The sequence below is a fragment of the Mucilaginibacter humi genome, assembly GCF_013087555.1.
The window spans coordinates 29356-46694 of record NZ_JABFCR010000011.1 but is presented as its reverse complement, the minus strand read 5'-3'; the positions used below and the strand labels follow the sequence as shown (position 1 = coordinate 46694).

Sequence of the window (17339 nt, the reverse complement as noted above, 5' to 3'; positions counted from 1 at the left end):
CGCATTGCTTCGGCTTCGTCAAATATAAAACTGCTGGTTAAATATAAAGGTGTGGAATGTTCCTGTTGTTGAGTCCGTTCTGTTTGAATGCGGACAGCCTGGGTTATAGGGTCGAATTTAGATGACATTATATAAGGTATTATGATTTAACCACAGGATGTACAAAAACCTGTGTTTTAATTTCGGCGCCGGCTAACGCTAAAGTTGCCGCAACCGAACAATATTTATTAATTGAAAGGTCAACCGCACGGTTAGCCTTATCCTGGTCAATATCACCGTATAAATGGAACTCTACAGTAACATTTTTCCATAATGATGGTTCTTTACCGGCTTCACGATCGCCGTTTACCACCATTTTATAATCCTGCACATCCTGCTTTTGCTTTTTAAGGATCATGATAACATCAATGGCCGAGCAACCGGCCAATCCCATTAACAGCATTTGCATGGGGCGCACGCCAAAGTTTTGGCCGCCACTTTCGGGGCTACTGTCCATATTAACAGTGTGTCCGTTTTCATCGCTTGCGGCAAAGCCAAAATCGCCATGCACGCGTTCTAATTTTATAGTAGGCATAATCTATGTAACAAGTGTGCTAAGTTATGACTTTTGCAGGAGTAAACTTTGCGGCAAATCAACATTTCTGTAATTTAAAAAACATTCAAATGTAAAATACAGTCATAAGTTCGCTATCTGCAATTAACCGGGATAACCAATTTTAAACCCGACCATACCTCATCTACAGCGCATACCTTAATATCAATCAGGCAGATACTTATGGCGTAGTTCCTTATGGTATCTTCGGTAACATCCGTTATAACCTTTGATGCTTTTTTGGGCCATGACACCCATATAATGCCGTTTAGTGTGATTTGCGCTTTTAATCGCGGCAGCAAATCAAACAATTCCTTCTTTTGCATGGCGAAGAAGTGTACCAGTCCTTCTTTTCTGATCCATCATTTATAACTTGCATATCCATTGGCATATCGGTAAAGAGGCTGGAATAATGCGCTGGTTCATTAATCAGCATAACCTTAAAACCCGGCTTGATACCCAGTTTTTTAGCTAACGGTGTACCAGAATACCCTGACGGTTGCGGTAACTGTACCATTTAATATACCTGCCTTAAATGATGTTTCAAATGAGCAACATAATCATGCGCCAAAAACTCGACGGTGTGCAGGGTGATCTCGTTTTTACTATTATCACACAAAGCCCCTAACCTGTTTGCCGGGTAATTTTTCCATACACGTATGATCTGGAAGTTTAACAAGCGCCATAGTTCTAAAATCTCGTTGATATCTTCGTCCTGGTAATGTTGTACCTCCACCCACTCTACCTGTTCGTAGGTCAGTTTAAAATTTTCTTCGTAGGTACAGCGTACAAAACGTTGCAGGTTAATTTGCGCGCTGTCAATAAGGTGCCCTATAATTTCTTTACGCGACCACCTGTTAGGGTCGGACTTTGCATCCCAATCAATAGATTGCAGATCATAAGTCAGTAAATCGTCTATAGCGGCGGCTAAATGCTGGATCGTATCTTTCACTATCAATATATATTAATTGAAGATAATTAAAAATGAGCCGTAAAATATGCCACAATCAAAATCATTTGCATATTTTCACAACTCCATAATTAGATAGCAACGCATGGCTTTAAATTACATCTGGGTATTCTTTTTTTTTAATTGCTTTTGTTATTGGCCTAATTAAGCTGATATTTTTTGGCGATACCGAAATATTTAAGATGATGGCAGAGGGTACGTTCGACACCTCAAAAGCGGCTGTTATGGATATTGCCTTACCGTTGGTGGGTATTATGTCGTTATGGTTGGGTATTATGAAAATTGGCGAACGCGCCGGGGCCATTAACTTCCTGTCGCGTATAGTTGGGCCATTTTTTAACCGGCTTTTTCCTGAGGTACCTAAAGACCATCCCTCGGTGGGCCAAATGATGATGAACTTTTCGGCTAATTTATTGGGATTGGATAATGCCGCTACTCCATTTGGGCTAAAAGCTATGAATGGTTTGCAGACTCTTAATAAGGATAGCGATACCGCGTCAAACGCGCAGATCATGTTTTTAACCTTACATGCTTCAGGGTTAACTATTTTACCAATTGCCATAATTGCACAGCGTGCCATCTATCATTCGGCAGACCCTACTGACGTGTTCATCCCATGTATTATAGCCACTTATGTAGCCACATTAGCAGGATTAATAATTGTAAGCATTAAACAAAAAATAAATTTGTTTGACAGGGTGGTTATTAGCTGGTTGGGTGGTATAACCGCAGCTATTGCATTAATGATATGGTACTTTGTGGCTTTTTTAAACAAGCAGCAAATTGGCGAGTTTTCTAAAGTATTCAGCAATGTTGTTTATTTAACCATTCCTGTATTATTTATACTGGGCGGTCTTCGCAAAAAAATAAATGTGTTTGAAGCTTTTATTGATGGTGCTAAAGAAGGATTTGAAGTATCCGTTAAAATTATACCCTACCTGGTTGGCTTGCTGGTAGCTGTAAGCCTTTTCAGGACCTGTGGGGCATTAACTTATATTGGCGATGGCTTTAAGTGGGTATTCTCCCATTTCCCTAATATGGATACCCGTTTTACCGATGTTATACCTATAGCTATTATTCGCCCTTTAAGCGGATCGGGTGCACGGGCTATGATGCTGGATAATTTAAAAACATTTGGCGTTGATAGTTTTACCGGGCACCTATCAAGCGTACTATATGGTACTGCTGATACTACATTTTACATCGTCGCGCTGTACTTTGGATCGATCGGTATAAAGAAGACCCGCTATGCAGTACCCGCTATGCTTATTGCTGATCTTTTTGGGATAGTAACTGCTATATTAATGTCTTACCTGTTTTTTGGTTAAATCTTCCGGTTGTATTTACAACAAGTATAATTGCACTCCGCCCGCATTTATGGGTGATAATTTTTTAACTTTAAAGCATTAATTATATACTTATTATATGCCAAACAATTTACAAAAAGACAAAACAGAACAATTTTTTAAGGAGAAAGCGGCTAAAAGAAAAAGCGGCAACAAAGTGTTGGGTGTATTACTTGTTATTTGTTTAATAGCAATTACTGTTGTAGTAAAAATTACATTTACCGGTTCGTTAAAACCCAGTTTTTTTAAAGGATTACCTAACAGCGACGATGCTTACGCCATTGCCAAAGATTTTATCCGCCCTACCCTGGCAGCATCAAGCGCTAACTTTTCTGACAGCAAGTACCAGTTTGGTAAAAAATCTGATTCAGTGTATGTAATCCAGTCATCTGTTGAAACAAGCAACAACAGCGGCGAAAAGACTAATACCGAATTTAAGATAGTTTTAAAATACAATGGCGGGCAAGTTGATAAGCAAAAGAACTGGTCGCTGATTGATTTAACCACACGTTAAAACAAAAAAGCAGACTGGGATTTTACTCCCGGCCTGCTTAATCACTCTAAAACAATCACCTCTTAACTTTAGAAGTATCTTTATATAATTAACTTAATTGTTATCTGGTTAAATATTTTATTCAAAGGTATTAATAAGTTAGCTGTTTAAACTTGTAACTAATATTTTTTACTGCAAGGTGACAGTGCCCTAACTATTAATGGGTTAGGCCTTTTATAAAAATATCAAGCAATAATAAACGCTTGGTATGAATCTCATCAAGATGCTCTTTTTGCGGGAACATTGCCTTTTTAAAAGATACCGCGCTCACTCTTACCCCATGCAAAGCATCTAATAATAAGTCAACTATTTCTTCCGGATTATCAACCGGTTTTATAGTACCTTTATTTGCTTCGGCTTTAATTGCTGCACTTAGTAAAGCCAGCTCGGCCTTGGTGTATTTCGGTAATAATTTCCCAGATGGTGTCTGGCAGGTTTTGCTCATTAACCCTAAAAAAATCAAAGAAATTATAGTTCTTAACGATAAAATTGTGTTTAATACCTATTTGTATGGTAAACGCTTGTTTAAGATCGTTGTACTCATTAAGCTCGTTTTGAAGATCTTGAATATACTTGCCGGCCAGCTTACGCATCACTGCTATGTATACCGGCTCTTATCAGGAAAATAATAATACAACAAGGCCTTTGAAAATGACAGATCACCTGCTATTTCATTCATCGTGGTTTTTGAATAACCATAATGTAAAAACCTTTGGTAGGCGGCATCTAAAATCTTCTCCCTCTTTATATCCTGCTGATCGCTTCCTGAGCTCATTTGTAGATTATTAATATGCAAAAACTGACTATTTAAACAAAATTATCAAAAATTCTACATTAATAACCCCAAGAACATCTTTTGAGTGTTTAAACGCGCAACATTAACAGATAATTTACATTGCGATTAAAAAACTTGAAACTGACGAGCCGCCAAACAAAAAAGCCGCCCGAAATCCGGGCGGCTTTTTTGTAATTTGTTAACTATTACTCAGCTGCAATTGCCTTTGTTTTATGGGTCACCTTTTCGCCTTTAAACCTTTGCTTAAGGTTAAAGTGAATAATATACATACATGGTACCAGTATTAAGGTTACTATAGTTGCAAAACCTAAACCAAATATCATTGTCCATGACAACGGCCCCCAGAAGGCTACGTTATCACCACCAAAGTGAATATGTGGTTTAAATTCAGTAAACAAGCCTACAAAGTCAATATTAAAGCCTACAGCCAATGGTATCAACCTAATATAGCAGCTGTAGCTGTTAATACAACCGGTGTCATACGGGTACGGCCTGCTTCAACTACGGCATCGTGCAGGTTTTGGCCCTGCTCCATTAAAAGATCAGTAAACTCAACCAGTAAGATACCGTTACGTACCACTACCCCCGCCAGTGCTATAATACCTACGCCCGTCATTACTATAGTAATAGTCATCCCGAAAATGCTTACACCCGGGGAACACACCGATGATACTGAACAGGATCTCGCTTATGATGATAAACGTTTTGCCTATCGAGTTAAACTGGATCATCAGTATGATCAATATCAAACCAAATGAGGCGCCCAATGCTGACAACAGGAACATCATTGCTTCCTGCTGATCTTCCTGACCGCCACCCATTTTAATCAAGATGCTATCCGGTCTTTTAAAGTCGTTTAAAGCACGTTGTATATTGGCATTAACCTCGTTAGCATTAAACGGTTTTATAACGTTTGATCCTAAGGTTAACACACGCCTTTGCTGCTTATGTTTAATATTACTATAGGTATTGGTATACCTGATATTTGTAAAGGCCGATATTGGTACCGGCGCACTGCACCACCCGTTGCCATATCACGATAAGTGATCTTAAGGTTACGGATTGCGTCGATGTTATTACGCTGATTTTCCTGTGCCCGGATATTAATCTCGTAGTTATCTTCTTTAGTATTTCTAAAGTCGGCCGCTTTCATACCGTAAATACTGGTAAACAATGCCATACTTATTTGCTGGCTGTTTATGCCTTCGCGGTTGGCGCGCTCGCGGTCAATATCAAATACAATTTCAGGTTTATCACTCTGTACATCGGGTATCAGCTCTTCAATACCTGCTATATTTTGTTTAGCCGGTATTTCTTCAAACGGTCTGATGTTTTAACCAGCGAATCCAGATCATCACCGATCAATTCAATACTGATATCTTTTTGAGTTGGCGGGCCGCCGTTTTCTGGTCGATAGATAATTTAGCGCCCGGTACAGAACCTGTAATTGCTTTACGGATGCGGTTCAGCACATCTCGGGTGCTTTTACCATTCCGTTTACCAAATTCAACAAAGGCCACACTTATCTTACCCTTATTGGCATAGTTACCCTGATCTTCTGATTGTGGATCGGTAACCGCTACAGTAACGTTTGATATTACAGATGATACAATGTCTTTATCCGGTTCAACAACCTGCGCAACTTTTGCCTCCAATTTCTTAGTAACCTCATTGGTATAATCTGGTGAGTACCTGTAGGCAGTGTTATGTACACAAACACAAAATTTGGATCGGCCTGCGGGAAGAACTCCACCTTTGGTGCACGGGCTACCATGAAGAATATGCTAAAAATAAATAAGCCTATGGTACCAAACAATACCCACCACGGGCGTTGTACTGCACGCTCAATCCAACGGGCATACCATGCCTGAAAACGCGGCCAGGGCATTCGTCTGGAACTTATCAATAACCTGTAGTAAAACAAAGTGATTTAACAGGTATAAACCAGCGGCCAATACCACAAAGTTACCTATACCAAAGTTTATAAGGTATCCTACTACAGCAGCTATAGCTAAGTATATTAAAGCACGGCGTACTTTTTTATCAAACTTAGGGTTATCATGCTCGCCTTCATGGTGAGGTTTCATAAAATCAACCGCGAAAACCGGGTTAATAATATAAGCCACTAATAATGATGCTAATAAAGTAATAATCAGTGTTATAGGCAAGAAGAACATAAACTTACCTATCAAACTGTTCCAGAACGCTAATGGGATAAACGGAGCCAAAGTAGTCATGGTACCAGAGAATACCGGCAAGAATACCTCGCCTGCCGCTGCTTTGGCTGCTTCTTTGATTGGTACTTTACCATTACCAAATATCCGGTGCGTGTTCTCAATTACCACAATCGCGTCATCCACAACAATACCCAACGCGAGCAGGAAGGAGAACAGCACGATCATGTTTAGTGTAAAACCTATTACCGGCATAACCGGGAAGGCGATGAAACAAGATAGCGGTACCGATAACGCCACAAACAACGCGTTTGTTGTACCCATAAAAAACATCAGGATAATGGTTACAAGCATAAAACCTATAATGATGGTGTTAACCAAATCATTAATAGTAGTACGGGTTTTGTCAGATTGATCGCCGGTAACAACAATGTTTAATCCTTTAGGGAACACTGTTTTTTGCTTGGTTACAATTAACTGGTTTATCTTGTCAGATGCCTCTATCAGGTTTTCGCCGGCACGCTTACTAACTGCTAACGTGATTACGCTCTTAAAATCATTATCCTTGGTATTTTTAAACGTGCGTAGCTTTCCTGTTCGTGGAAACTATCTTTCACTTCAGCAATATCGCGCAGATAAATAGCCTGGCCCTTAGGGTTACGAATAACCATAGCCTTAACTTCGTCGGCATTTTTAAAATCCTGTTTAATGTCAATAGCACGGCTCATGCCATCGATTTTTAATGTACCTGCAGATGTAATGATGTTTTCTGCCCCAATCGCCCTGGTAATATCATCAAAGCTAACCTGCGCAGCCGTCATCTTGTTCAGATCAACATTTATCTGTATCTCCGGTTTAAGCGCACCTATCTCATCTACTTTCGAGATCTCTTTATAGCTCTCAATATCGTCCTTTAAGTTATCAGCATATTCCTTTAACTTTTTCAGATCATAATTACCAGATATGTTGATATAAAGGATAGGTAAATCGGCTACGTTAATATCAGATATGGTAGACTCTTTTAAGTTATTATCATTCTGCGGCAAATCAGGCGTTGCTTTATCAACAGCTTCTTTTACATCTGTTTTAGCATCCTTGATTAATATGTTACCGTTAAACTCGCAGGTAATGATAGATACATTTTGATAAGAGTTTGATGTAACTTTTTTAAGGCCCTTTAATGATTTTAACTTTTTCTCTATCTGCCTTGTAACCAATATCTCAATATTTTGCGGCGACTGCCCCAAATACTGCGTGGTAACAAACACTTTATCCTGTGCAATATCCGGAAAGTTTTCTTTCGGCAGGTTATTGTAGCTTATAAGGCCCAGTACCGTAATTAAAAATACCATTACGTATACGGCCGTTTTATTTTCTATGGCCCAACTACTGGGTCCAAATTCTTTTCAAGATCTTTCATTAGATCGAATGTTTTATAGGATTAATTACCTGATTGAACAACTTTCAATTTGTCACCCTCTTCAATATCGCTTGCACCTTCTACTACTACCTGGTCGCCACTGGTTAGGCCCGATAAAATCTCAGACTGACCGGCCGATGTGGCACCTTGCTTTACAGTTTTACGTTTGGCAACACCGTTTTCATTAACATACACGTAAGCGCCTGCTTCTGAAGTTTGAATAGCTTTGATAGGAACAGTAATAACGCTGTTGTTTAAGTAATCGGCAATTTTTAAAACTGCGGTCATGTTTGGACGTAGTGTTTTACGTGATGGCAGTTTTACTTCAATTGGAAAGCTGCGAGATACAGGGTCAATAACTTTAGCTGCAAAAGTAATTTTAGTTACCAGCGAATCGTTGGCATCTGGTATCATTACCTTAACTGTATTGCCGGTATTTACCTTACCCGCATATGATTCAGGAACATCGGCTTTGATCTTTAACAAGTCGGCATTAACAATACGTATACCTGTGGCACCCGGCATAGCAGCCTGGCCCAGTTTAAGATCCATTTGGTCAACCGTACCGTTTATAGGTGATTTGATTCGGTACATATCAGCTTGCTGACGTACAGCTGCCAGTTGTTTTTCGGCTGATTGTAAATTAGCCTGTGCCTGTAAATACTGCACTTCGGTACCTATCTTTTGATCCCAAAGATTTTTTGGCGCTGAAATAAAGTGCGGGCCAAACCAACCTTGGGTTTCAATCTGTAAGATATTTTGTTTTAGCACACTATTATCTAACTGTGCCAATGTTTGGCCCTTGCTTACATGCTGACCAACATTTACATTTATAGCAGTAATAATACCTTGTGCCTGCGGATAAGCGGTTACGTTTTCTTCGGCATCAATTTTTCCTTGCAAATCAACATAATTGGTAAACGTTCCTGCTTTTACAGTTACAACACCCACTTCGGTAGTTTTAGCCGAATCGGTAGTGGTAATTTGCGCTTGCAGTGCAGTAATTTTTGCATTTATATCGGCCTGCTGCTTTTTAAGATCGGCTAACTCGGCGGCTTTATCCTTTGGTTTATGCGAGCATGCCGCTAACAACAATAAGGCTGGTATGTATATTAATTTTTTCATTTTTATAGTGATTTTAGTTTTAGTTAATGCGTGCATATGCTTTATCAAGATCTACTTTGCTTATTAAGGCATTATACAGTGCTTGTATGTATTGATTGTCTGCGTTTTCTACTTCAGTTTGTGCCTGTGTAACCTCAATGCTTGAGCCTACCCCCTGCTGGTATTTGATTTTTGCTACCCTTAATACTTCACGGGCCAATTCGCGGCTGCGTTTTTGGTTATTAAGCGATTGGATACTGTTGGTAAACATAATACTTGCTGCATTTGCCTGTAGCTTAAAACCGTTAGTGGCGTTATGCAGATCGTTTTGTGCTTTATACACGCTTATTTGCGATTGCTTTAACTGGTTTAAATGTTGCCCGCCTGTGAAGATGGGGATATTTACATTTAAACCGATATAGCTATTATAGTAATTATGGTTATACAAATACTTAAATTGATTTTCCTGAAACACATTACCAATACCTGCTGCTAAAGCTACAGTTGGTAAAAAGTTAGCCTTTTTGCTTTTAACATCTAACTCGTTTAAAGTTACATTGGTTTGCAATAATTTATACTCTATACGGTTATGATAAAACGCAGTATCTGTCACTACTTGCTGATCTATGTTTACATCTGACAGCTTATCAGTCAATGTCAGCTCCTGCTCAACAGGCATACCCATCTGAAATTTCAACATTTGGTAGTTCAATATCAATGAACGGGCAACGTTATCACGGTTTGTAACCAAGTTATTGTACTGCACTGACAAGCGGTCTACATCAATTTTTTCCACAAAGCCTTGTTTGTTTTGCTGTGTGGTTTGATCAAGCGTTTGTTTTAACTGTGCGATATTTGCATCCAGTAAACCTATCTGCTCATTGCTTACCAATGCCCGGTAATAAGCTTTGGTAACATTTACACTGGTCTCAATTTTTGAACGTACCAGACTGCGCTCTGAAAGTTCCCTGAATGTTTTAACTGCCTGTAATCCTACTATAAATGTACCGCTGAATAAAAGCTGGGTCATTTGCAGTGAGTAAGTATTGTTATACTTCACAGCACCAAACGGGAAAGCCACCAACGGCGCTTTCAAATCTATCGGCCCGCCGCCAAATACGTTTGGACCTACTGTTGTAGGCGGCTTAATAAAATCCTCGGAACGAAATAGTTCCGTTGATCTGTGGTAAACCGCTCCCAATGGTTTCTTTCACTTTATATCCTGCACTTTGTACGTCAAGGCTGGCATTTTTAACCGAATCCTGATGCTCATAGGCATATTTTATACAATCGGCCAGACTAAATGTCACCGGTGGTAAAGCTGGAGGGGCCTGTTGCGCATAGCTATTTAAAGCTATAGTGCCAATCAGGGCCGCTGTAATTAAAATATATTTCATTGTGTAATATGGTGTTTAGTTGACTATTTATTTAATTGTCTTTTCAAAATAACTCACTCCGGATGACAGCCCTATGTCAGCAGGAATTATTCGTCGCTTATATTTTTATACTCATTTAATAATTTATACCCTTTAAGGGTACAAATGCCAAAATTAAAATGCTCTAAAAGCTGGTACTGCACTTTCCAGGTGCTAAATTCAGCTATCGGGAAAATATTTGGGTTAAAACCCATTTCAACTGGTTAACCCGCATACGCGCCATTATTTTAACATCAATATCGGGCCGTATATAACCCTGCTTAATACCTTTTGTAAGCAACTCCTCGAGTGTATGTACGATTACATTAGCTTTAAAAGTTTGAAAATGTTTCCACGCTTCAGGGTGATATTTTTGCAGATCGTGTATTACTATGGGGTTAATACGCGAAAAAATCTCTTGCGAAACTTTCATCATATTAATCATCTCCCCAATAACGTTTTCAGAATTGAGCATGATCTCGCACATCTGATCTTCGTCCTGCTGCAGCTTCTTTTTAACCAAAGCTATCACCAACTCGTTTTTATCTTTAAAGAACTGGTAGATGGTTTTTTTTGACATGCCTAAGTGTTTAGCTATGTCATCCATCGTTACACTTTTTATCCCTGCCGTTAAAAACAGCTCTTCCCCACCTGCTATTATCCTATCTGTTTGACTCATTTTATTAATTGGTCAAAACTATGGAAACATTTTTAGATTTTTAAGTTTCCATCGGACAAAACTTTTCAACATTACTTAGTAATGACGCTTGACTTTTTAACTATTGGACAATTTGTGACAAATATTTCACGCTGCTTATAGAACCCAGTGCCGGTTAATAAGCCAAATTATTACCTTTGCACAAAATCACCAACCATGACACTTACACCTCTTTCTGCAATATCACCCATTGATGGCCGTTACCGAAAAACTACCGAAGCCCTTGGCGCCTACTTCTCGGAATATGCCCTGATAAAATACCGGGTGTTTGTTGAGATAGAATACTTTATAGCGCTATACCAACACCCACTGCCGCAACTACAGGGTTTTGATAAAACTTTAGAAGAAAAGTTACGCGATATTTATAAAAATTTTACCGAAGCCGACGCGCAAAGCATTAAGGATATCGAAAAGATAACCAACCATGATGTTAAGGCGGTTGAGTACTTTATCAAGCAAAAGTTTGACGCGCTTAACCTGCAGGAATATAAAGAGTTTATCCATTTTGGCCTGACATCGCAGGATATTAATAATACCGCTATCCCTTATACCTTTAAGTTAGCGTTAGATGAAGTTTATTACCCGGCCATAAATGAAGTAGTAGACCTATTAAAGAAATATGCAGCTGACTGGGATAAAGTGCCTATGCTGGCACATACACACGGACAGGCTGCGTCGCCTACCCGTTTGGGTAAAGAGATCCGGGTTTTTGTTGAGCGATTGGAGAACCAACTGGCTTTATTAAAACAGGTACCAACATCGGCAAAGTTTGGTGGAGCTACTGGTAATTTTAACGCGCATAATGTTGCTTATGGCGATATCAATTGGAAAGATTTTGGTAACAACTTCGTAAATAATATTTTAGGGTTAACCCGTTCGCAATACACTACCCAGATAGAGCATTACGATAATTTTGCCGCGCAATGCGATGCATTAAAACGCATCAATAATATCCTGATAGACCTTGACCGCGATATGTGGACCTATATATCTATGAACTACTTTAAACAGCAAATTAAGGCCGGCGAAGTAGGTTCATCAGCCATGCCTCATAAAGTAAACCCTATCGATTTTGAAAACTCTGAAGGTAACTTAGGTATTGCTAACGCGATATTTGAGCACCTTGCTGCCAAGTTGCCTATATCAAGGCTACAGCGGGACCTTACCGACTCGACCGTATTGCGTAATATAGGTGTGCCGGTAGCGCATACACTAATCGCTATTAAATCAACTGTTAAAGGTTTAGGTAAATTATTATTAAATGAGCCTGCACTTAATGCACATTTAGAAGCTAACTGGGCGGTAGTAGCAGAAGCCATACAAACCATTTTAAGGCGCGAAGGCTATCCAAACCCGTACGAAGCACTAAAAGAGCTTACACGTACCAATACGCAGGTTAACGCGCAAACTATAGCTGAGTTTGTGGATACTTTGCAAGTTGGTGATAGCGTTAAGGAAGAGATTAAGAGGATTACACCGAGTAATTATACGGGGATATAACCAACTTGTCATTTCGACCAACGGGAGAAATCTTATATTAGCGACAAGTAGCACTATGTATAAGATTTCTCACTCGTACCTGTTTCAAATTGACATTATAGAAAAAGCACCGTCACCAACAGGTCATAACTAAATTGGCATAGTATTTTATTAAAAAGCTATTTAACTTTGTTAAGTAAATAAATAGACACCAAGATGAATATCAACGTATATACCGAATCAACGCCAAACCCGGCCACAATGAAGTTCATTGTGAACAAGCTGCTTATTAATGGAAGCGCCGATTTCGCGACTAAAGAGAGTGCAGAAAAATCACCGTTCGCTAAAGAATTATATAAATTTTCGTTTGTAAACGGCGTATTCTTCGCCAGTAACTTTGTTACGGTTACCAAAACCGAAGGTACTGACTGGGCCGATATCGAACCGATACTAAAAGAGTTTGTAAAAGGCGCGGTTGAATCTGAGTTAAAAGTACAGATCGAAGAGCAGGCCGACGATATTTCATTCGAAGGTACAGACATCGAAATAAAGATCCAGCAAATATTAAATGACTACGTACGCCCGGCTGTTGAGCAGGATGGCGGCGCTATTGCCTACCGTTCGTTCGAAGAAGGCGTGGTAACTGTCGAGCTTCGCGGTTCATGCAGCGGCTGCCCGTCATCAACCATCACCTTAAAAGCAGGTATCGAAAATTTGCTTAAACGCATGGTTCCTGAAGTTCAGGAAGTAGTGTCGGAAGCGCTATAATTACACGAATCATCTCGAATTTATTCGAATTTCACGAATTAGTTTTTGAAGCGAATGATTTTAACCTTAAAGAGGTTAGTATGATTCGCTTTGTTTTTACAGTAAAAATCAATTCGTGAAATTCGAATAAATTCGTGCGATTAGTGACATTACTTAAATTGTTGCTGAACCACTTCTACCAACTCATTAGTGATCTTTCCATTTGTAGCTATCAGTTCGCGGGTATCTAACACTTCATCGCCACCGCTAAAGTTTACTACCTGCCCTCCTGCCTGGCGCACTATTACAATACCGGCAGCTACGTCCCGTGCGTTTAGGTTATACTCGTAGAACGCATCAAAACGTCCACAGGCTGTGTAAACCAAATCCACAGCGGCCGAGCCTAAACGGCGTAGACCGTGACAGTTCTTCATCAGGTAAGTAAACAGGTTAATATACTGTTGTTGTTTTCCAAAATCATAATAAGGGAACCCCGTTGCAATTAAACTATCAGCAACTTTTGGTGCTTTACTTACGTGGATTTCTGTCCCGTTTAAGTAAGCCGGTGATCCTTTCCGTGCGTAGAAGCATTCGTCGAGATTGATCTCATATACTACGCCTAAAACCAGATCATCATACTCTTTAAGCGCAATACTTACCGAATAAGAAGGTACGCCATGAATAAAATTAGTCGTGCCGTCCAGCGGATCAATGATCCAATTATATTGGTCGGCTATATGCGTTTTAGTTTGCTCTTCGGTAATAAAACCGGCAGCAGGCAATACCTTTTCTAACCCGGCTACGATAATACCTTCGGCAGTTTTATCTACGTAGGATACCAGGTCGTTAAGTCCTTTGTATTCTATCTTATCGCTATTAAAAGTTTTTCTTTCCCGGCGGATAAAATCGCCGGCTTGTTTAGCAATTTCAATTACCTGCTTTGCTATTTGCTCCAGTTGCATGATGGTGTCTTAATGATAGGCTGAATGAGAAAAATTTATGTACAAAAAAGCTGGCGAAGAACAAGCTTAGCGCGGCGCATACACGTGCTACAGGTGGATACATACCTATGTACCTGATGAAAATATCCAGTAAAATAAGGTTAGCAAAAAATCCGATGATAGCTACTGACACAAAGCGAACGAATTGCTTGGTGGGCGACGATACAGATTCATTAAATACAATATACTTAGTGATTAAAAAATTAACCACCACGCCCATAAAGAAAGAAATTGCCAGCGATAAAGTATAATTATCAAACGTAAACCCGAACATATTATAGGTTGGCCGCTCAAGGAAATTATGATCTAACAGGTAAAAAGCAACAATATCAACCAAAAAACCAATTCCGGCCGAAAACACAAACCGCACTACCTGGTTATTGAAGATACTTTGTTTTAAGGAAACATTAGCCATGCTTAACCGCTTTCTTTTTTACGTTGTTCACTCCTGTAAAAATTAAAGCTGAGCCTCCAATCACTAAAAATAAAGATATCAATTCGGCCTGGGTGAATGGTATGCCTGCTACATGATACTTTGTATTTACCCGGATAAGCTCCACCAAAAAGCGCTCAACTCCGGCTAATATCATATAAATACCAAACATTACACCCGGTGTTTTGATCCTGTCGCGAATGCTCCATAAAAAGAAGAAGAGTAATATACAAACTACCGATTCATAAAAAGGAGTTGGGTATACCGGTAATCTTAATTCATTACAATATTTACCAACGCAATCGGCAATTTTATTACCCTGATCTTCCATGCTTACGTTATGCGGGTATTTGAAGCTCCACATCCAGTCAGGCGCCCAGCTTAACCAGCCTGGTTTGGGTGCAGTATTAGGTATGCCCCAATCCCCATCACCCGCCATTTGGCAGCCTATACGGCCGACGCCGTAAGCCAGCATCATACCCGGGCCGCCAATATCCAGCATGGTGCGCCAGGTAATACCGTGTTTATTAGCTATATAAAGTACCGCAGCACCGCCGCATATTAATCCGCCATAAAAAGTAAGTCCGCTAAAACCAATTAACATCCCTACAGGGTCGCGCATAAACTCGTCCCAATTCTCTAACGCGTTAAAAAGTTTAGCACCGGCAAAACCACAGATGGCTGCCCATAAAAGAATGTTCCCCATTAACTCGTAAGGGTGAACTTTAACTGTCTTTTTAACCGGCTTTGGTAAAACTTGTTTCTTGTTTTCGGCATAGGCCCAATAGCCAAATAAAGCGGCTAAAATAATACCGCCAATAAAATTGCCATGGGTTGATAACAGGAAGGTCTGCGGATCGTCGATCATAGCATGGTAATTAAATACCATGTCCAACAGTTTATAGCCCAACAAAAATCCAAATAAGCAGTTGCCAACCAGTTCAACGGCGGTAATTGGCGAGCCAACGGTTACTTCTTTTTCAAAAGTATGGATATAGCCCAGTTTTTCTTTACGCTTAAACTCCTGCACGAATGCCCAATAGGCAGCCATAAAAGCAAGCGCTACAAAAAAACCAAAGGTTTGTATAGGCAACGGAACATCCCAACCGAAAAGATATTGTAAGAGCGAACTGACACTTGGAAACATAGAAAATAATTTGCTACGAATATAGTAGTTAATGTACTAATATTTCTTCGCTTTCGGTTATTTCAACATCACCATCAGGTGAAATATTTGTTAAGGTTATGGTTTTTAACTCATTAACTAAAACCGGGTCGAATTTGGTTCTTACCTTTACGTAATTGCGGGTAAAACCGTGCATGTAGCCATCTTTAATATCGCCCTCAAATAAAACCTCTTCGGTGCGGCCCAGCTGGCTTTCGTAAAACGCACGGCGCTTTTTGTCAGACAGTATATGCAGCATCTTGCTCCTGTCAGCACGGGTCGAGCCTGGCACTACCCCACCCATTTGGGCAGCAAGGGTATTTTCGCGCTCAGAGTAAGTAAATACATGCAGGTAAGAAATATCCAGATCGTTTAAAAAGTTGTAGGTATCTATAAAATCCTCCCGGGTTTCGGTAGGGAAACCAACTATCACGTCCACTCCTATACAGCAATTGGGCATTAACTGTTTTATTCTTGCAACTCTATCAGCATACAACTCGCGTTTATAACGGCGGCGCATGCCGCTTAATATTTTGTTTGAGCCTGATTGTAATGGGATATGGAAATGCGGTACAAAACGTTTTGAGGCGGCAACAAATTGAATGATGTCATCGGTCAATAAATTTGGTTCGATAGATGAGATCCTTATCCGGTCAATACCATCCACTTCATCCAATGCCTGCACCAGTTAAAGAATTTGGTTTCGCGTTTACCGTTTATTATACCGTAATCACCAAGATTAACACCTGTAAGTACAATTTCCTTTACACCTGATGCCGCAATTTGCTTGGCCTGCTCTATTACGCTTTCAATAGTATCGCTCCGGCTGGCGCCGCGTGCCAATGGTATAGTACAAAATGTGCATGAATAATCGCAGCCATCCTGTACTTTAAGGAAAGTACGGGTACGGTCGCCAAATGAGAAAGCAGGAATAAATTCATTAGCCTGAGATACCGGCTGATTATAGACTAATGCTTTGGGATTTTTGGTAAGATCGGTAATATGATCAATGATCTGGAACTTCTCTGCGGCGCCTAAAACCATATCAACGCCCGGTATTTCAGCAATCTCTTTGGGCTTTAATTGTGCATAGCAACCAACAATAGTTACGTATGCGTTAGGCGATACTTTTAAGGCTTCTTTTACAACCTTTTTGCATTTCTTATCGGCATTATCAGTTACCGAACAGGTATTTATAACATATACATCGGGGGTATCGGTAAAGTCAACCGTATCAAAACCCGCGTTGCTAAACAGGCGGCCCAGTGTTGAGGTTTCCGAGTAATTGAGTTTACAACCCAGTGTATAAAAAGCTACTTTCTTATTCATTATCAAGCCGCAAAGATAATTATAATGAGTGAATGATGGAATGAGTGATTGATGGAATGATCTAATAATGACGAAATAAGATGAATAAATCTTATTC

General features: G+C 39.8%; 23 protein-coding genes and 1 pseudogene. 4 read left to right on the top strand and 20 right to left on the bottom strand.

Annotated elements, in window-relative coordinates; genetic code table 11:
* Positions 1 to 139: 139 nt before the first annotated feature.
* From HK413_RS03795 to HK413_RS03785, 3 genes are all read right to left on the bottom strand, one after another.
* Entirely contained in the window at positions 140 to 574 is a 435-nt protein-coding gene (locus HK413_RS03795; protein WP_175269194.1) for an OsmC family protein, read from the bottom strand.
* Between the two features lie 113 nt (positions 575 to 687).
* Entirely contained in the window at positions 688 to 918 is a 231-nt protein-coding gene (locus HK413_RS14710) for a hypothetical protein (RefSeq protein ID WP_217452034.1), read from the bottom strand.
* A gap of 191 nt (positions 919 to 1109) precedes the next feature.
* Positions 1110 to 1544: a DinB family protein gene (locus tag HK413_RS03785; RefSeq protein ID WP_175269193.1), complete on the bottom strand. Its 435-nt coding sequence runs from the start codon at positions 1542 to 1544 to the stop codon at positions 1110 to 1112.
* Positions 1545 to 1744: 200 nt separating this feature from the next.
* Here HK413_RS03785 and HK413_RS03780 point away from each other — a divergent pair, with 200 nt between their 5' ends.
* Positions 1745 to 2890 carry a nucleoside recognition domain-containing protein gene (locus tag HK413_RS03780; protein WP_246229694.1) on the top strand — a complete coding sequence of 382 codons (1146 nt, stop codon included), beginning with the start codon at positions 1745 to 1747 and terminating at the stop codon, positions 2888 to 2890.
* 97 nt (positions 2891 to 2987) lie between these two features.
* Positions 2988 to 3422, top strand: a complete 435-nt coding sequence (locus HK413_RS03775; protein WP_175269192.1) for a hypothetical protein — start codon at positions 2988 to 2990, stop codon at positions 3420 to 3422.
* A 196-nt stretch (positions 3423 to 3618) separates the two neighbouring features.
* Here the strand turns inward: HK413_RS03775 and HK413_RS03770 are convergent, their stop codons facing one another.
* From HK413_RS03770 to HK413_RS03745, 13 genes are all read right to left on the bottom strand, one after another.
* Complete coding sequence (locus HK413_RS03770; RefSeq protein ID WP_175269191.1) at positions 3619 to 3906, bottom strand: hypothetical protein; 288 nt, start codon at positions 3904 to 3906, stop codon at positions 3619 to 3621.
* A 153-nt stretch (positions 3907 to 4059) separates the two neighbouring features.
* Positions 4060 to 4236 (bottom strand): TetR/AcrR family transcriptional regulator, encoded by a 177-nt coding sequence (locus HK413_RS03765; protein ID WP_175269190.1) that lies wholly within the window; start codon positions 4234 to 4236, stop codon positions 4060 to 4062.
* A 206-nt stretch (positions 4237 to 4442) separates the two neighbouring features.
* Positions 4443 to 4697 carry a hypothetical protein gene (locus HK413_RS16585; RefSeq protein ID WP_246229692.1) on the bottom strand — a complete coding sequence of 85 codons (255 nt, stop codon included), beginning with the start codon at positions 4695 to 4697 and terminating at the stop codon, positions 4443 to 4445.
* Positions 4694 to 4873 carry an efflux RND transporter permease subunit gene (locus tag HK413_RS19265; RefSeq protein ID WP_262886772.1) on the bottom strand — a complete coding sequence of 60 codons (180 nt, stop codon included), beginning with the start codon at positions 4871 to 4873 and terminating at the stop codon, positions 4694 to 4696. Before HK413_RS19265 ends, HK413_RS16585 begins: the two co-directional genes overlap by 4 nt.
* Positions 4827 to 5213 (bottom strand): efflux RND transporter permease subunit, encoded by a 387-nt coding sequence (locus tag HK413_RS19260; protein WP_317169260.1) that lies wholly within the window; start codon positions 5211 to 5213, stop codon positions 4827 to 4829. The genes HK413_RS19265 and HK413_RS19260 overlap by 47 nt, the downstream gene beginning before the upstream one ends.
* Positions 5183 to 5500: an efflux RND transporter permease subunit gene (locus tag HK413_RS19255; RefSeq protein ID WP_317169259.1), complete on the bottom strand. Its 318-nt coding sequence runs from the start codon at positions 5498 to 5500 to the stop codon at positions 5183 to 5185. The genes HK413_RS19260 and HK413_RS19255 overlap by 31 nt, the downstream gene beginning before the upstream one ends.
* 118 nt (positions 5501 to 5618) lie before the next feature.
* On the bottom strand, positions 5619 to 5912 hold the full coding sequence (locus HK413_RS16575) for a hypothetical protein (RefSeq protein WP_246229690.1): 294 nt from the start codon (positions 5910 to 5912) through the stop codon (positions 5619 to 5621).
* A 189-nt stretch (positions 5913 to 6101) separates the two neighbouring features.
* Complete coding sequence (locus tag HK413_RS19250) at positions 6102 to 6935, bottom strand: efflux RND transporter permease subunit (RefSeq protein WP_317169258.1); 834 nt, start codon at positions 6933 to 6935, stop codon at positions 6102 to 6104.
* Positions 6936 to 6973: 38 nt separating this feature from the next.
* A complete protein-coding gene (locus tag HK413_RS19245) occupies positions 6974 to 7783 on the bottom strand; it encodes an efflux RND transporter permease subunit (RefSeq protein WP_262886771.1) in 810 nt (269 codons plus the stop codon).
* Between the two features lie 89 nt (positions 7784 to 7872).
* A complete protein-coding gene (locus HK413_RS03755) occupies positions 7873 to 8976 on the bottom strand; it encodes an efflux RND transporter periplasmic adaptor subunit (protein WP_175269189.1) in 1104 nt (367 codons plus the stop codon).
* Positions 8977 to 8995: 19 nt separating this feature from the next.
* On the bottom strand, positions 8996 to 10051 hold the full coding sequence (locus tag HK413_RS03750) for a TolC family protein (protein WP_246229688.1): 1056 nt from the start codon (positions 10049 to 10051) through the stop codon (positions 8996 to 8998).
* 49 nt (positions 10052 to 10100) lie between these two features.
* Positions 10101 to 10352, bottom strand: coding sequence for a hypothetical protein (locus tag HK413_RS16565; protein ID WP_246229686.1), 252 nt, complete (start codon positions 10350 to 10352; stop codon positions 10101 to 10103).
* Between the two features lie 202 nt (positions 10353 to 10554).
* Positions 10555 to 11049 (bottom strand): TetR/AcrR family transcriptional regulator, encoded by a 495-nt coding sequence (locus tag HK413_RS03745; RefSeq protein ID WP_175269188.1) that lies wholly within the window; start codon positions 11047 to 11049, stop codon positions 10555 to 10557.
* A 195-nt stretch (positions 11050 to 11244) separates the two neighbouring features.
* On the opposite strand from HK413_RS03745, the gene purB reads away from it, so the two are divergent.
* Together purB and HK413_RS03735 are read left to right on the top strand one after the other, a co-directional pair.
* The gene (gene purB / locus HK413_RS03740; protein WP_175269197.1) at positions 11245 to 12588 is read left to right on the top strand and encodes an adenylosuccinate lyase; all 1344 of its coding nucleotides are present in this window, start codon (positions 11245 to 11247) and stop codon (positions 12586 to 12588) included.
* Positions 12589 to 12783: 195 nt separating this feature from the next.
* Positions 12784 to 13335: a NifU family protein gene (locus HK413_RS03735; RefSeq protein ID WP_175269187.1), complete on the top strand. Its 552-nt coding sequence runs from the start codon at positions 12784 to 12786 to the stop codon at positions 13333 to 13335.
* A 149-nt stretch (positions 13336 to 13484) separates the two neighbouring features.
* Here HK413_RS03735 and HK413_RS03730 read toward each other — a convergent pair whose 3' ends face one another.
* The 4 genes and pseudogenes from HK413_RS03730 to mtaB form a co-directional block, all read right to left on the bottom strand.
* Positions 13485 to 14276, bottom strand: a complete 792-nt coding sequence (locus tag HK413_RS03730; RefSeq protein ID WP_175269186.1) for an inositol monophosphatase family protein — start codon at positions 14274 to 14276, stop codon at positions 13485 to 13487.
* Positions 14242 to 14730: a GtrA family protein gene (locus HK413_RS03725; protein ID WP_175269185.1), complete on the bottom strand. Its 489-nt coding sequence runs from the start codon at positions 14728 to 14730 to the stop codon at positions 14242 to 14244. The genes HK413_RS03730 and HK413_RS03725 overlap by 35 nt, the downstream gene beginning before the upstream one ends.
* A complete protein-coding gene (locus tag HK413_RS03720; RefSeq protein WP_175269184.1) occupies positions 14723 to 15895 on the bottom strand; it encodes a prolipoprotein diacylglyceryl transferase in 1173 nt (390 codons plus the stop codon). The genes HK413_RS03725 and HK413_RS03720 overlap by 8 nt, the downstream gene beginning before the upstream one ends.
* Before the next feature lie 28 nt (positions 15896 to 15923).
* Positions 15924 to 17242, bottom strand: a pseudogene (gene mtaB, locus HK413_RS03715) (tRNA (N(6)-L-threonylcarbamoyladenosine(37)-C(2))-methylthiotransferase MtaB).
* Positions 17243 to 17339: the final 97 nt, after the last annotated feature.

What these genes read in the sequence shown, in the direction of transcription:
- purB (WP_175269197.1), top strand. Translation starts at nt 11,245, where the DNA reads ATGACACTTACACCTCTTTCTGCAATATCACCCATTGATGGCCGTTAC.
- HK413_RS19265 (WP_262886772.1), bottom strand. Translation starts at nt 4,873, where the DNA reads ATGACGGGCGTAGGTATTATAGCACTGGCGGGGGTAGTGGTACGTAAC.
- HK413_RS03765 (WP_175269190.1), bottom strand. Translation starts at nt 4,236, where the DNA reads ATGAGCTCAGGAAGCGATCAGCAGGATATAAAGAGGGAGAAGATTTTA.
- HK413_RS03735 (WP_175269187.1), top strand. Translation starts at nt 12,784, where the DNA reads ATGAATATCAACGTATATACCGAATCAACGCCAAACCCGGCCACAATG.
- HK413_RS03720 (WP_175269184.1), bottom strand. Translation starts at nt 15,895, where the DNA reads ATGTTTCCAAGTGTCAGTTCGCTCTTACAATATCTTTTCGGTTGGGAT.
- HK413_RS03770 (WP_175269191.1), bottom strand. Translation starts at nt 3,906, where the DNA reads ATGAGCAAAACCTGCCAGACACCATCTGGGAAATTATTACCGAAATAC.
- HK413_RS03755 (WP_175269189.1), bottom strand. Translation starts at nt 8,976, where the DNA reads ATGAAAAAATTAATATACATACCAGCCTTATTGTTGTTAGCGGCATGC.
- HK413_RS03725 (WP_175269185.1), bottom strand. Translation starts at nt 14,730, where the DNA reads ATGGCTAATGTTTCCTTAAAACAAAGTATCTTCAATAACCAGGTAGTG.
- HK413_RS03795 (WP_175269194.1), bottom strand. Translation starts at nt 574, where the DNA reads ATGCCTACTATAAAATTAGAACGCGTGCATGGCGATTTTGGCTTTGCC.
- HK413_RS19245 (WP_262886771.1), bottom strand. Translation starts at nt 7,783, where the DNA reads ATGGTATTTTTAATTACGGTACTGGGCCTTATAAGCTACAATAACCTG.
- HK413_RS03780 (WP_246229694.1), top strand. Translation starts at nt 1,745, where the DNA reads ATGATGGCAGAGGGTACGTTCGACACCTCAAAAGCGGCTGTTATGGAT.
- HK413_RS03745 (WP_175269188.1), bottom strand. Translation starts at nt 11,049, where the DNA reads ATGAGTCAAACAGATAGGATAATAGCAGGTGGGGAAGAGCTGTTTTTA.
- HK413_RS03730 (WP_175269186.1), bottom strand. Translation starts at nt 14,276, where the DNA reads ATGCAACTGGAGCAAATAGCAAAGCAGGTAATTGAAATTGCTAAACAA.
- HK413_RS14710 (WP_217452034.1), bottom strand. Translation starts at nt 918, where the DNA reads ATGCAAAAGAAGGAATTGTTTGATTTGCTGCCGCGATTAAAAGCGCAA.
- HK413_RS16565 (WP_246229686.1), bottom strand. Translation starts at nt 10,352, where the DNA reads ATGAAATATATTTTAATTACAGCGGCCCTGATTGGCACTATAGCTTTA.
- HK413_RS03775 (WP_175269192.1), top strand. Translation starts at nt 2,988, where the DNA reads ATGCCAAACAATTTACAAAAAGACAAAACAGAACAATTTTTTAAGGAG.